Annotated in this window: 14 protein-coding genes and 1 pseudogene; 8 read left to right on the top strand and 7 right to left on the bottom strand. The window is 67.3% G+C overall.

Annotated features, from left to right (window positions below; all coding sequences use genetic code 11):
• Positions 1–263 precede the first annotated feature (263 nt).
• From ACQPXS_RS44405 to ACQPXS_RS44390, 4 genes are read left to right on the top strand one after another with little or no spacing between them, the layout of a single operon-like run.
• Positions 264–1,208 carry a DUF4259 domain-containing protein gene (locus tag ACQPXS_RS44405; RefSeq protein ID WP_433455132.1) on the top strand — a complete coding sequence of 315 codons (945 nt, stop codon included), beginning with the start codon at positions 264–266 and terminating at the stop codon, positions 1,206–1,208.
• Positions 1,199–1,939, top strand: coding sequence for an alpha/beta hydrolase (locus ACQPXS_RS44400; RefSeq protein ID WP_433455131.1), 741 nt, complete (start codon positions 1,199–1,201; stop codon positions 1,937–1,939). The genes ACQPXS_RS44405 and ACQPXS_RS44400 overlap by 10 nt, the downstream gene beginning before the upstream one ends.
• 32 nt (positions 1,940–1,971) lie before the next feature.
• Positions 1,972–2,370 carry a transposase family protein gene (locus tag ACQPXS_RS44395; protein ID WP_433455130.1) on the top strand — a complete coding sequence of 133 codons (399 nt, stop codon included), beginning with the start codon at positions 1,972–1,974 and terminating at the stop codon, positions 2,368–2,370.
• Positions 2,343–2,585, top strand: coding sequence for a transposase family protein (locus ACQPXS_RS44390; RefSeq protein ID WP_433455129.1), 243 nt, complete (start codon positions 2,343–2,345; stop codon positions 2,583–2,585). The genes ACQPXS_RS44395 and ACQPXS_RS44390 overlap by 28 nt, the downstream gene beginning before the upstream one ends.
• A gap of 119 nt (positions 2,586–2,704) precedes the next feature.
• Here ACQPXS_RS44390 and ACQPXS_RS44385 read toward each other — a convergent pair whose 3' ends face one another.
• The gene (locus ACQPXS_RS44385) at positions 2,705–3,586 is read right to left on the bottom strand and encodes an SDR family oxidoreductase (protein WP_433455128.1); all 882 of its coding nucleotides are present in this window, start codon (positions 3,584–3,586) and stop codon (positions 2,705–2,707) included.
• Positions 3,587–3,674: 88 nt separating this feature from the next.
• On the opposite strand from ACQPXS_RS44385, the gene ACQPXS_RS44380 reads away from it, so the two are divergent.
• Positions 3,675–4,253 (top strand): TetR/AcrR family transcriptional regulator, encoded by a 579-nt coding sequence (locus ACQPXS_RS44380; protein ID WP_390684253.1) that lies wholly within the window; start codon positions 3,675–3,677, stop codon positions 4,251–4,253.
• Positions 4,254–4,664: 411 nt separating this feature from the next.
• Entirely contained in the window at positions 4,665–5,402 is a 738-nt protein-coding gene (locus ACQPXS_RS44375; RefSeq protein WP_433456225.1) for a PIG-L deacetylase family protein, read from the top strand.
• Positions 5,403–5,413: 11 nt separating this feature from the next.
• Here the strand turns inward: ACQPXS_RS44375 and ACQPXS_RS44370 are convergent, their stop codons facing one another.
• Positions 5,414–6,319, bottom strand: a complete 906-nt coding sequence (locus ACQPXS_RS44370) for a S41 family peptidase (RefSeq protein WP_433455127.1) — start codon at positions 6,317–6,319, stop codon at positions 5,414–5,416.
• A 57-nt stretch (positions 6,320–6,376) separates the two neighbouring features.
• Here ACQPXS_RS44370 and ACQPXS_RS44365 point away from each other — a divergent pair, with 57 nt between their 5' ends.
• Positions 6,377–6,919 (top strand): ArsR/SmtB family transcription factor, encoded by a 543-nt coding sequence (locus ACQPXS_RS44365; protein WP_433455126.1) that lies wholly within the window; start codon positions 6,377–6,379, stop codon positions 6,917–6,919.
• A gap of 51 nt (positions 6,920–6,970) precedes the next feature.
• Positions 6,971–7,426: a VOC family protein gene (locus ACQPXS_RS44360; protein ID WP_433455125.1), complete on the top strand. Its 456-nt coding sequence runs from the start codon at positions 6,971–6,973 to the stop codon at positions 7,424–7,426.
• Positions 7,427–7,483: 57 nt separating this feature from the next.
• On the opposite strand, the gene ACQPXS_RS44355 is transcribed toward ACQPXS_RS44360, so the two are convergent.
• The 5 genes and pseudogenes from ACQPXS_RS44355 to ACQPXS_RS44335 form a co-directional block, all read right to left on the bottom strand.
• Positions 7,484–8,725: an IS110 family transposase gene (locus ACQPXS_RS44355; RefSeq protein ID WP_433455124.1), complete on the bottom strand. Its 1,242-nt coding sequence runs from the start codon at positions 8,723–8,725 to the stop codon at positions 7,484–7,486.
• A 580-nt stretch (positions 8,726–9,305) separates the two neighbouring features.
• Positions 9,306–9,917, bottom strand: a pseudogene (locus ACQPXS_RS44350) (transposase); the annotation flags it as partial.
• Between the two features lie 87 nt (positions 9,918–10,004).
• Positions 10,005–10,595 (bottom strand): nuclear transport factor 2 family protein, encoded by a 591-nt coding sequence (locus tag ACQPXS_RS44345; RefSeq protein ID WP_433455123.1) that lies wholly within the window; start codon positions 10,593–10,595, stop codon positions 10,005–10,007.
• A 362-nt stretch (positions 10,596–10,957) separates the two neighbouring features.
• Entirely contained in the window at positions 10,958–11,431 is a 474-nt protein-coding gene (locus ACQPXS_RS44340) for a DUF6114 domain-containing protein (RefSeq protein ID WP_433455122.1), read from the bottom strand.
• An 85-nt stretch (positions 11,432–11,516) separates the two neighbouring features.
• Positions 11,517–12,095 carry a DUF6230 family protein gene (locus tag ACQPXS_RS44335; RefSeq protein ID WP_433455121.1) on the bottom strand — a complete coding sequence of 193 codons (579 nt, stop codon included), beginning with the start codon at positions 12,093–12,095 and terminating at the stop codon, positions 11,517–11,519.
• Between the last annotated feature and the right edge of the window lie 222 nt (positions 12,096–12,317).

Genomic DNA, 12,317 nt, shown 5'->3' with positions numbered 1-12,317 from the left:
GGCGTCGACGAGTACGCGATGCGCAAGGTCCGTATCTACGGGACTGTGCTGGTCGACGTCGAATCCCGCAGGCCCGTGGATCCACTGCCTGACCGTGGGACTGTCACCGTCGCTGCCTGGCTTGCTGAGCGTCCTGGGGGTTGAGGTGGTCTGTCGCGACTGTGCCCCCTTCTTCGCCGAGGTGTCAGCACCGGGGCTCCCACAGCGGTGCAGGTCGCAGATCTATTCCGTCTCTGGCGCAACCTCGGTGAAGCCACCGAGCGATGCGTGTCGCGCCATCGAGCCTGCGAGTGCCATTCGCGGCACCCGGCTCCGAGAGCGTCACCGCGCCATCGGCTCCCGAAGCCGGCGCGTCGCCATGGCCGACCGGACACCGATTCGCCGACCGAATCCGCGAGAAACCCGCCATCGTCCACGGAATGCTCGGTGAAGGACACGGCCGTAGGGCGGTCGCCCGTGAACTTCGGGTGACCCACCGAATCGTTCAGCGCCTCGCCGACGCCTGTCGGCGGCCAATGCGAGGATTCCCGAAGGGCTACGCGAGGAGATCACATGGGCACCTGGGACACCGGCCCTTCGACAACGACACCGCCGCCGACTTCGCCGGCGCCCTGGACGCCCCCGACGCCGAGCGAGCCGTTGCCGCAGCCGCCCTGGTTGTCGCACAGCACCCTGACGGCGAGCCCGCGTGTTCGAACTACGGCCCATCGGAGCCGCTGCGGGAGTTCCCTGCAGATCTCCGAACGCTCGCCATCGACGCCCCGGACCAAGTGGTTGCTGAGCAGTCCGAACCCGCCGAGCTGTGGGGCGAGACTGCGGATGGGCCGAAATGGCGCCAAGGCACCTGCACACGAGTGTGGCAGGCGTCGGCGGTGCGTCGTGTAGATGTCCACGACAAACGGCAGCGCCAGTGCACCCCCGCCGTCACACAGCCGCCACTCGCCGAAGTCGCGACGACCCGACCCCGGCACGTAGCTCCGCAGTGTCTCCGTCGTATCCGGCCACAGAGCCTGCCGCGAAAAACCGTTTGGCGGACGAGGGGTGACCGCTGCTACCTTTCCACAGGCCGTGCGAGAGATCGAGGAGGTGGTACCCGTGAACGCAGTATCGACATGGGTGCTCCCCTCCGGGGTCACGGTCGGGCGATAGACGGGTCGTCCGGGAGCGCCGTTCAAGTGCACTCCCGAAAGGCACGACCATGCATATGACCTCCGAGCAGCGCCTCGACGACGGCGTCCTCGAACGCGAATTCACCCTCGGCGAGATCCCCGGCATCCTGTGGACACCCGCATCGGCATCCGCATCCGCACCGGCGCCGCTGATCCTGCTCGGCCCCCCTCCCCTCGGGCTGCGCACGGTGTACCCCCGACTGGTGGCCCGGGCCCGGCACTGTGCGGCGGAGGGCTTCGCCACGGCCACCATCGAGCTCCCCGGAAGCGGCGACCGGCCCCGTTGGCCCGCTGCCGAGCAGGCCCGCGCCGACCTGCGCCGGGCGATGGAGGCCGGCGAGCCGGTCAACGACGAGATCGTCGACGCCCTTGTCCTCCCGCTGGTCGAAAAGGCGGTCCCGGAATGGCGGGCCGCCCTGGACGCCCTCCTTTCACTGCCTGGGATCGGCGGCCCAGTCGGGTACTCAGGGGGACTGATCTCCATCGGCATCCGGCTTGCGGCGGTCGAGCCGCGCATCGTGGCCGCCGGTTTCTTCGCCGGGAGTCTCGTGCCCCGCACCATGTTCGAGGAGGCCCGGCAGATCACCATTCCGCTGCACGTCCTGCTGCAGTGGGACGACGAAGGCAACGACCGGCAGGCGGCCCTGGACCTGTTCGACGCCTTCGGCTCCACGGAGAAGTCCCTGCACGCCAACATGGGCGGCCACACCGGCGTCCCGCAGTCCGCAGGGGAGGCCGCAACCCGGTTCTTCACCCGGCATCTGAAATGAGGCCCGGCCGTCAGACCGGCAGCAGACGGTAGTTGACAGGAGCTGACAGCGGTCGGCACGCCGCTGATCGAGAACAGATCCCGGCCCTGCGCAGCTCCCCACACCGAGCGGACCGCAGTCTGAAGAAGGTCGCCAGGCAGGGCGGGGAGGTGGTACTGATCGACGGCACCCTCATCGCCACCCAGCGCCGCACCGGAAAAGCCGACCGGCGCAACTACTCAGGTAAACACCACCGGCACGGCCTGCACTTCCTCGCTGTGACCGACGAGCGGGGCCGGCTGATCTGGATATCCGCCGTCCGGCCCGGCCGCACTCACGACATCACCGCCGCCCGCCAGGATCACATCCTGCCCACCTGCGCGCCGCCGGCCTCGGGGCCTTGGCGGACCTGGGCTTTCGCGGTTTGGACAACGACGTACTCGATCCTGTGATCGTCACCGGCTTCCATGCCAGCCGCACCCACAAGCTCACCCCCGGCCAGAAGACCGCCAACAGGGTCCTCGCCGTCGGACGGGCACCGGTCGAACACGGCTTCGCCCACCTCAAGAACTGGGGCATCCTCACCAAGCTCCGCACCGACCCCGCCCATGCGACCCGTCTCCTGCGCGCCTTGCTCGTCCTGACGGACTTCGAAGTCAGTCGCTGACGGATCTGCTCAGCAGACAGGCACCACGACAACTTCGAGTATCCCGGCACCGGGCATTCCAGCCCTTTGCCAGTAACTCATTGAGCCGACCACAGACGGTCCCGTCGAGCCGGTGTGCGTCAGGGCTGAATGTTCTCCAGGTCCTCGAGGAGGCTGGAGTGGGTCGGCTGCCACCCGAGGGCATCGCGGGTGTGGGCGCTGGACGCCGGCTGGTCCATGGCAAAAATCGGGCCGAACGGGCCGAAGTTGTCCTGCGGAACCTCCTCGACCGGCAGGCCCAGTCGCCGGCCGATGACCGTGGCGATGTCCCGCACCGCGTCGCCCTCGTCGCCGACGGCATGCCAGGCCGTCCCGGCCGGCGCGGACTCAAGGGCCAGGCGGAACAGGACCGCTGCGTCGAGCGCGTGCACGGCCGGCCAGCGCTGGGTGCCGTCGCCCGGATAGCCGGCCACCCCGGTGCGGCGCGCCTGATCGGTCAACAGGCCGGCGAATCCCCCCTTGCCCTCGTTGTGGACCGTGCGCGGCATACGGACAGCCGTGCTGCGCACACCGCGCGAGGCGAGGTCCAGCAGCGCGTTGACCGAACGGCCCCGACCGCCCACCGGTCCGTCGGTCGGCAGCGGATCGGCCTCGGTGGAGGCCCGTCCAGGCACCCAGGGCGTGCCGGAGACCGTGACGATCGGGCGGTCGCTTCCGATGAGTTCCTGCCCCAGCACGGTGAGAGCGGCGCTCTCCTCGGCGATGGCCTGGGCGAGAGCGTCCGGACTGCTGTAGTCGCGTCCGAACGCCAGACTGATCACGCCGTCGCACTGCGCCGCGCCGGACCGCAGAGCGTCGAGGTCGGCCAGGTCTCCTCGCAGCACCTTGGCGCCGGCGCGCTCAAGGGCCTGCGCGGAGCCGTCCGAACGAGCCAGCGCGAGAACGGTGTGGCCGTTGCCGAGCAGTTCGGCGACGACGGCGGAGCCGATGGTGCCGGTACCGCCGGTGACGAAGACATGCATGAGCTCTCCCTGAAAGTGATGGGACTCTTGTCCCATCAGTGACTCTACACGGTGACGGGACAGGTGTCCCATCACCTATCCTGGTCTCATGGCTAGATGGCAACCAGGGGCGGCCCAGCGACTCGTCGTCGCGGCCGTCGACCTGTTCACCGAGCAGGGCTACGACGCCACCACGGTGACGCAGATCGCGGAGCGCGCCGGCGTCACCAAGAGCACCTTCTTCCGATACTTCTCCGACAAGCGCGAGCTGCTGGTCGCCGGTCAGGAGACGCTGAGCAGGCTGCTCGCCGACGGCATCACCGAGGCCCCCGCGAGCGCCAGCCCGCTCCAGGCGGTGGCAGCCGGTCTCGAGCGCGCATCGAGCGCCATGGGCCCGGCGAACCGCGAACTCGGCCCCCGCCTCAAAGCAGCCGTGGCAGCCAGCACCGAACTGCAAGAGCGCGACGCCCTCAAGAGCGTCGGCCTCGCGGCCGCCATGACAGCCGCGCTCATCGCCCGCGGCGTCCCCGACCCGACCGCGCACCTCGCGGCCGAGCTGGGAGTCCTCGCGTTCAAACGGGGATACGCCCAGTGGTCCGAAAGCGATCGTGACGGCACCGAAGGGCTCGCGCCACACGCACTGGCAGCCCTGGAAGACCTGCGTGCGGCAACTGCATCGCTGGGCTGATCGACGCCGCTCGGCTGTCGCCAGCCGGGCCCTGTCGGCGCCGCGGGCACTTCGCCCGTCGACCGCCTCCGAGACGCCCTGCTCGTCCTGACAAACCTCGGAGCCGATCGCTGACAGATGACCTACTGCGCAGACAGGCACCCACGACCAGCGTGAGCACCCCGAGAGCCGGTCCACGCCAGCCCTTTGCCCCGCGGCTTCAAGTTGGGCGGAGGCTCAGTGTTGCTGGGCAGCGACCGGCCCGGTGAGTACTGGACGCTGATAGTGACCGGTCCGCAGCGCGGCCAGATCTGGTGGCTCTGCGACGGATGCGCAGCCCCTTACGCCGATTCCCGATCCCTGCGACTCGGGGGCGGCTTCCATGGGGCGACGTACGATCGGGTCTCCTTCGCGCTGGGAGGTGGTCTGACCATGGCCGTGCCGAGCCTGCTCGCGGTTTTCGCTCATCCGGATGACGAGTCATTGTCTGCGGGCGGAGTGCTCGCCCGTCACGCAGCTGCGGGCGCGCGCACCGCAGTCGTCACGGCGACCTGGGCAGCGGACACCCTGCGGGCTGCGGAGCTGGCCGAGGCGCTGCGCATCCTCGGTGCCGGCAAGCCGCGGATGCTCGGGTATGCCGATGCGCGTGTACCGCACTCGGCCCCGGGCTGTGTGCGGTTCTGCGATGCGCCGCTCGACGAGGCAGTGCAGCGCTTGGTGACGCACATCCGGGAATTCCGCCCGGACATCATGGTCACTCATGACGCATATGGCGGGCTGCCCGGGCACCCCGATCACGTGCACACCCATCGGGTGACCATGCTCGCTGCCCAAGCAGCCGGACTGGAGCAGCTCTACCCGGATGCCGGTGCCCCCTGGCAGACGCATGCCGTCTACCTGGCCACGCACCCGCACTCGGCCGTGCCGGACCTGAGAGACGTGATCGGTGCGCGCAAGGCGGTGTACAGCGTTCCGGACGGACAGGTCTCCGCAACTGTTGATGTCGGCCCTTGGATGGCGCAGAAGATCGCCGCCGTACTGGCGCATCGCTCCGAGGTGGAGCGGGGAGCCCTGCCGGGGGTGATCGCCAGCCTCCCGCCGGAAGCACGGGAGCGGCAGTTCGCTACCAAGTGGTTCATCCGCCAGGCACTGCGTGCGTGCTGTCGGTGAGCTGGACTGGGTCAGCCTGCCAGTCGGGCGAGGGCCAGCGCGTGCGCGTGGTCGAGGGAGTCGGCAGCTGCACAAGGGATGTCCGGCTGCACACCGGTGCCCTCCCAGTTCGTGCTGGAGACGGGGTTGATGGCGCGGCCAACGGGGACGGTGGCTTCCAGGTGTGGGTGCACGGTCCAGCCCTTGCACGGATGTGCGCCGCCGCGGGTGCGCTCGCCGACGACAATGGCGCGGCCGAGCTGCTGGAGGTCGTACGCCAGCTCCTCAGCGGCAGAGAAGGTGCTGTCGCTGGACAGCACATACAACGGCTTGCTGCCACCGAAGCGCGCGCCAGGAACGTGCGGCAGGCTCCAGTACTGCTCGCTGCGGTCGCCGCCGTGCCAGTACATGGTGTTGAGGTGGGTGCGCTCGTCGAGTAGGTAGCTGCAGACGAAGGCGACCGTGTCCGGGTCGCCGCCCCGGTTGGAGCGAAGGTCCACGATGAGTGCCTGGGCGCGGGAGGCCAGGGTGAGCGCGGCGCTCAGCGGTTCGGCGGCCCACTCCAGCGGAAACAGCATCGGTGCCAGCTCCACCACGGCGACCCCACCGCCGAGCAACTCCACCCGGGGCGCGCCGCCCAGCGAGGTGTCGAAGTCCCGGCGCATGGCGTCCCGGGTGGCCGCCCCCTGTTCCGGGGACACCGGTTCGGCGTGGTGCTTCAGTCTCAGGTGTCGGTCGCCGTTGACGGACTGCAGGTCTGCGGTGACCAGACGGGCGAGCTCCTCGGTGCCGTCGACGTCATAGGCCCCCTCGGCGAGGCGTCGTTGCAGCAGGCCGGCGAGCTGCTCGGCTATCTCGGGGAAAACGTAGTGCTCGGTCAGCAGCCGGGCTGTCTCGTCGATGACAGGGGCGGGCTGAAGCTTCGTCACAGTCGTCATGGCAGGGAGTAGAGCACAGCCCTTGCGAAAGCATCAAAGGGTTTAGACACTTTCGGTATGCGAGATCAGCCTTCCCACCTGCCGCCTCCTGAGGACGTCCTGGAGATCGGTGCGCCTGAGCAGTTCGCGGCGCTCGCCCACCCGTTGCGTCAGCGGTTGCTCTTCGCCCTGGGCCAACGGCCTGCCACCGTCAGCCGGCTTGCGGCGCAGCTCGACGCGAAGAAGGGCAACGTGGCCCACCACCTCAAAGTGCTCCGCGAAGCCGGGCTGGTCCACATCGCCGAGACCCGCCAGGTCCGCGGCGGCACCGAGCAGTACTACCAACGCACGGCCCGCCACATGGTCGTCGCCGAACCCCAAGCGGCAGGCACCGCCGCGATGCTCGCCGCGGTCGCCCAGGAGCTGGACCGCTCACCCGCCGAGACCCACCTGACACTGCGCCACCTGCGTCTCAGCCCCGCGAAGGCAAGAGAACTCGGCGAGACCCTCTCCAAACTGGTCGACGAGGCCGAGGAAAATGCAGAGGACCAGCCCGTGCACGGCGTGTTGGTAGCCCTCTATCAGCAGGCTTTGCCCACCAGCACCACCAGTTCCGCCTAGGCCTGTTGCGAAAGTGGATCGTCTGTCAGACCTGCCTGGGATGCTCCACGCATGGAGATGACAATGCAGCTGACGATCGACTGCTCCGATCCGCAGAGAATGGTGTCTTTCTGGGCCGAGGCCCTGGGCTACGTGCCTGAGCCTCCGCCGGGCGGGCACGCCACATGGCGTGCTTACTGGACGGCGATAGGGGTGCCCGAGGCAGAGTTGCCGCCCGGTGCCGGGGATATTCCGGAGTCGATCATCGATCCCGCGGGACGTGGACCGAGGGTGTGGTTCCAGCAGGTTCCGGAGCCGAAGGCCGCCAAGAACCGGTGGCACTTCGACCTGAAGGTCGGTGGGGGCCGTGACGTCCCACTGAACGTCCGCACACAGCGGGTCAAGGCTACGGTGGAACGGCTGGTCAAAGCCGGCGCCACCGTGCTGCGGATCAAGGATGAGCCGGACATGGGGCTCTACGCCGCCGCCATGCAGGACCCTGAGGGCAACGAATTCGACGTCGTCTGAGGGCCGTTGCGACGGTGCTGGTCACAGCCACTCGTTCACGACTCTTAATGAGTTTGGTCAAGCCGCCTGAGCCTCGTCGGCCGCCTTCTCGCGGGGGTTGTACTCCCTCTCATAGAGCCGGCCGTCACGGAGCATGGCCCACAGGATGGAGACGCGTTGGCGGGCGACAGCGATGACGGCCTTCTTGTGGCGGCCTCTGTCGTGCGTGTAGCCCTGGTACTTCCGCAGGTACATCTCCCTCTCCCACGTCCCCGCGGTCAGGCACGCGGACTGGCTGGACAGGAAGAAGGCCCGTTGCAGGGGTCGGCTGTACTGGGTAGGGCGCTGACGGTTCCCCGTGTTCGAACCGGAGTCCCTGGAGACGGGAGCCATTCCTGATGCGACAGCGAGCCGTCCAGCACTCGGGAACCTGGAAATGTCACCGATCGCTGCGAGAAGCTCAGCCGCGAGGAGCTCACCGAAGCCGGGCATGGAAAGGACAATGGGCGCCTGGGGGTGTTGGGAGATGATCTCTCCGATCTTGCTTTCCAGCTCTTTTAGGCGGACGTTCATCTGCGTGATCTTCTGGGCGAGTTCGGCTACCAGCTCGGCCGCAAGGTCCTCCCCGCTAATAGCTGAGTCCTGTGCTTTAGCGGCCGTCACTGCCTTCTCTGCGATGGTTGACGCTTTCCTCACGTCACGCTTGGCGAGCCAGGCTGTGAGCCTCCTCTCACCCATCCGCCGAATAGCTGCTGGTGTCTGATATCCGGATAGCAAGACCAGCGGGCCGTCGGATCGGGCGAAATCGAAGGACCGCTCCAGCTCCGGGAAGATGCTGGTGAGCATGGCCCTCATGCGGTTGATGGTTCTGGTGCGTTCGACTGAGAGGCCATTGCGGTGGGAGAGGATCAGGGTGAGTTCCTTGGTGACCCTCGGAGGCACGGGAACAGGGACAGTCTGTCGCCGGAGACATCGGGCGAACTCGGCGATGACGTAGGAGTCCTTCAAGTCGGACTTGCCCTGGCCGCTGAAGCTCTTCTTGAACGCTGCGAACTTTGAGCCTGTGACGTACCGGGGACTTTGACCATGGTTGGCCAGGGTCCCCAGTAGCAACGCTGCTGGCCCGTCAACGAGGTCAAGTGCCCACGTCACGTGGTCGGCTGTGTCCATAACCTCACCGAATACGGCCAGGATGTCGGTCTCGGAGTTGATCACCTTGCGGTTCCACAGTGGGTCGCCATCGGCATCGACCACGGTGATCCAGTGATGCCCTTTCCCCACGTCGATCCCGGCCCATACCTGTGGCGGCCGTTGCGTCATCTCGCCTCTCCAGATCGAACACGAACAGGAAGTGCCAGGCCACCCCTGAAGCAAGTCCGTACGAGCGATCGAGTTCGCAGCTCTTAATCAGTTATGGCGGGTGACCAGAAGACTGGCCGACGGAGTCGACATGAGCCCCATGACGGGCAGGAGTACGAGAGTCGCATCCAGCCTTCCCGGCTACAGATGCAACGATCATCAGACAGTCGGGACACCCGCTGGCAAGTCCGTACAAGCGATCGAGTCGCCACTCTTAATCAGCAGTTACGGGGCGTCCCGGAAGGCCGGCCGACGGAGTCGTGAAGAGCCCTTTGATGGGCAGGCTGCTACGAGTCGCATCCGACCTTCCTGGCTTGACGCGGAGTTTACAGCCCGACCGGGTGCCCACCTGCACGCCCGTACTGTAGCGATCCTGATCGCAGCTCTTAATTAGCAGCGAGGGCGAGCAGCAGCACCGGTCTCCCGGGGATGCCGCTCATGCCCGATCGAGCCTCCTTGAAGGGTACGGGCTGCTACCAGCACCGTCGCCTCGTAGCGGACGGAGAGCTTCTCGTACCTCGTGGCCACTGCTCTGTGCCTCGATGTGGTCGGCCGCGGTGTTGGAGCCGTGGCATTCCCCAGCCGCAGAAGACCCACCACCGGTTCCCCGGACGCGCTGCGGCCGTGGTCGACGAACTCCATCAGCGGGTGGTGGCCATAGGTCTTCTTCCAAGTCGCGGCGGCGTCTTGTTTGTCGGAGTGCACGATGACAAGCACCCCGTCCGGTTCCATGGTCACCTGCCCACCGGCGTCCGGCGCGGCGTAGCCTGCCAACTTCCAGACTTTTTGCGGACTTCGGCCCGCGCGGTCCCGGATCGCCGCCAGGGCTCGCATCCCGTCCGCGGCAAGGGTGTCGTACCCGGCGGGAGACCGTCGGATCGCAGGCCACCGACCCCAACACGGCCGGCTCGGCTCGCAGCGTGCCTACGTCGGCCAGGCAGTCCCCGCCCAGGGCCACAGCGAGAGCGATACCCAGCAGGACCTTGCCTGGATCGTGCACCGCTCGGGCTTTCCGCCATGGCGCCAACGCAGCTGATGCCGCCTGATCCAGACCGGTCTTGTGGACCATCTCCACCGGCAGTACACCGCCGGCCTGGGACACCACTGCACGGCCGTCGTCCTCAACGCGGACACCGGGTAGGTCCCGATACACCTGGCGGCAAGCCCTACCGTTACACTTCAGGGGCACTTCTCGCGTTTGTGATCAAGCCTCGGACAGCTCACCTCGTGAAGCCCGACGTCAGGAAACATCCCTCCGCAACGACGCGATGAGGAGGTCAAGGTCCCCGCGTGCCGTGTACGTACGAATCGGGTCGATGTAATCCCGTGACTCGATGATCTGACCGTCCCGGACACGCATGACAAAGACGCAGGGCACCTTGCTTGTGGAGTCGTCCGGCAACGTGAACTCATAGGCGAACTCGGCGACGATCACTTCAGGATCGGCGGTCTCGTGAACGACGACATCGACGACCCGCCTCTTCGGCAAGGACTCCCGAGCTTCTGGCGGCACCGTGAAATGCTCCTGGAGTGCACGCCGGCTCGTCAACGGCTCGGACTCCGGCGTCGCCATCGGATGGCGGACATCGGTGACCTCGCCATACAGGTCAGGCAACTCATCGAAGTTTCCGCCCGCGACCCCATGAACAAGCCGGAGAAACACTTCGCGCGGACTCAGACTCACAAGACCTCCCCAGGTAATACGCACAGGCGGCTGGTGATCATTATCGCCTGATCCAGGCCAGTCTTGCGCTTCACCTGAGAAGTGGTCCTTCAACAGCAATGGTCCGGACCCTCGACAGATCCGATCGTTGCAGGTCAGCAGCAGCACTTCTCGCGTTTCTGATCAAGTGGTGAAAGGCACCGCTCGTGAAACATCACAGGCTCCCATCGACCCCAACAACCGGCACCCACAAGGCCGCGCACCCGTCATCACGGATGCCCTGACCAACCAGTACGGCTACACCATCCGTTGAGCCAGACGTGCCGAGCTTGCGGCGAGTACTAACCGTCACGCTTGGCATCAGCGCGCTGCATTGGCCGTACACCCGACTGCTCCGGCGGGGCGGCGAAACCGGCGTAGCTTGAAGTACCACCTGAAGGCGTCCGCGGCCCCCCGAATGCTCCTTGTCGGCGGTGTGCGCGCACACGTGCGCGTCCCTCAAGGAAGCGCAGGCCGGGCTGGTGCGGAGCTCAGGTGGCACGCCCGCCCTCTCCTTCCGCAACCGCCGGGGCCGTGCCCTCACTCGACGGCTCTCCGGCCGTGGGCGGCATCCAGGCGCAGGCCAGGGAGCCGCCGATCAGGCTGGATGCCGCACCGAGGAAGAGGCCGCCGAAGTTCGCGACGGGAAAGGAGATGAGGGTGAGCAGGAGGGTGGCGATCCCGGCGAACACACGAAGGTGGGGGCGGTAGCAGAGCGCGACGCCCAGGGCCAGCAGCAGAACTCCGATCACCAGGGACCCGGCACCCGACGTCGTCGACAGGGCGAGCGGCACCCCGCCAAGGTCCAGGTGCGCATAGGGCCAGTAGAGGATGGGCAGACCGGCGGCGAACGTGAACAGCCCGGCCCAGAAAGGGCGTTCGCCACGCCACCTGCTGAACCTGCGCCGGAGCTCCGGTGCGGTGATGAGCCGTGCACGTCGTCTTCCGAAGGGGGTGGTGATCACGCGTCCTGTCCTGATCGGTGGTGTCGTGGTCCCGCGAGGAGGATGCGGGACCCGGGCCTGTGGCCTCCGCGGGGGGACATGCGGGTCAGGGGCATTCGTGGTTGCCCTTCTCGAGCTGCAGGCGCAGACCGGGAACGCTGATCGTGCCGGCGGAGAGTGCGACCGCGCTCACCCGCACGTCCGTCAGGGTGGCCGACGCAGCCTGCTGGCCGACGCCGTCGGGATCGAAGAAACGCGAGGCCTTGTCTCCGGGATCGACCGGGCCCTTGGTGATGGCACCCTGGGCGACACCGATGTCCAGGCCGCTGAAGTCCCCGCCCTTGGCCGTCTGGCTCGTTGCGTCGATGAACAGGTCCGACGCCTCGGCCGGCCGGCCACTGCCGGTCAGGCGCAGAGTGTGCGTGCCCAGCACCGGGACATCGACGAGCACGGACTGGCACAGCCCGCTGAGCGACGCATGCCTGAAACCGGTGACCACGACAGGTACGGGTTCGCCTTTCCTGGTCACGTCGACCATGCCGTAAAGGCTGAACCCGCGGGCGGTCAACGAGTCGGCGGTGATCTGGAATTTCTGGCCGGAGATGAAGAACGAGGCGGCGAGCACTCCCTGCGCCATGGCGACGGCGACCGTCGCGCACGCTGCGACGCCGGACAGCAGGACCACCGCGAAACGCCTCCAGCGGGTCCTTCCGGCGCGGTGCGACATCCCGCCTCCTTACAGTCGTGCCGTCAACCCGCCCCTACAAACGACAACGAACGCAACCGATTTGTCAGGTAATGGATCCTAGAGTTCCGGGTACGACAACCGGCTGCACCCCGGGCCCGCCGAACGAGTGATACGCATCCAGCCCGGCCTCTCACGCAACAGCCGCGTCCGTCCCGACGA

Source organism: Streptomyces sp. CA-142005, assembly GCF_050942335.1.
Lineage (GTDB): Bacteria > Actinomycetota > Actinomycetes > Streptomycetales > Streptomycetaceae > Streptomyces.
This window is presented reverse-complemented; position numbering and strand designations above follow the sequence as displayed.

Coding starts and splice junctions, on each gene's coding strand:
- ACQPXS_RS44405 (WP_433455132.1), top strand. CDS start 264: ATGCGTGTCGCGCCATCGAGCCTGCGAGTGCCATTCGCGGCACCCGGC.
- ACQPXS_RS44400 (WP_433455131.1), top strand. CDS start 1,199: ATGCATATGACCTCCGAGCAGCGCCTCGACGACGGCGTCCTCGAACGC.
- ACQPXS_RS44385 (WP_433455128.1), bottom strand. CDS start 3,586: ATGCATGTCTTCGTCACCGGCGGTACCGGCACCATCGGCTCCGCCGTC.
- ACQPXS_RS44380 (WP_390684253.1), top strand. CDS start 3,675: ATGGCTAGATGGCAACCAGGGGCGGCCCAGCGACTCGTCGTCGCGGCC.
- ACQPXS_RS44375 (WP_433456225.1), top strand. CDS start 4,665: ATGGCCGTGCCGAGCCTGCTCGCGGTTTTCGCTCATCCGGATGACGAG.
- ACQPXS_RS44370 (WP_433455127.1), bottom strand. CDS start 6,319: ATGACGACTGTGACGAAGCTTCAGCCCGCCCCTGTCATCGACGAGACA.
- ACQPXS_RS44365 (WP_433455126.1), top strand. CDS start 6,377: ATGCGAGATCAGCCTTCCCACCTGCCGCCTCCTGAGGACGTCCTGGAG.
- ACQPXS_RS44360 (WP_433455125.1), top strand. CDS start 6,971: ATGGAGATGACAATGCAGCTGACGATCGACTGCTCCGATCCGCAGAGA.
- ACQPXS_RS44355 (WP_433455124.1), bottom strand. CDS start 8,725: ATGACGCAACGGCCGCCACAGGTATGGGCCGGGATCGACGTGGGGAAA.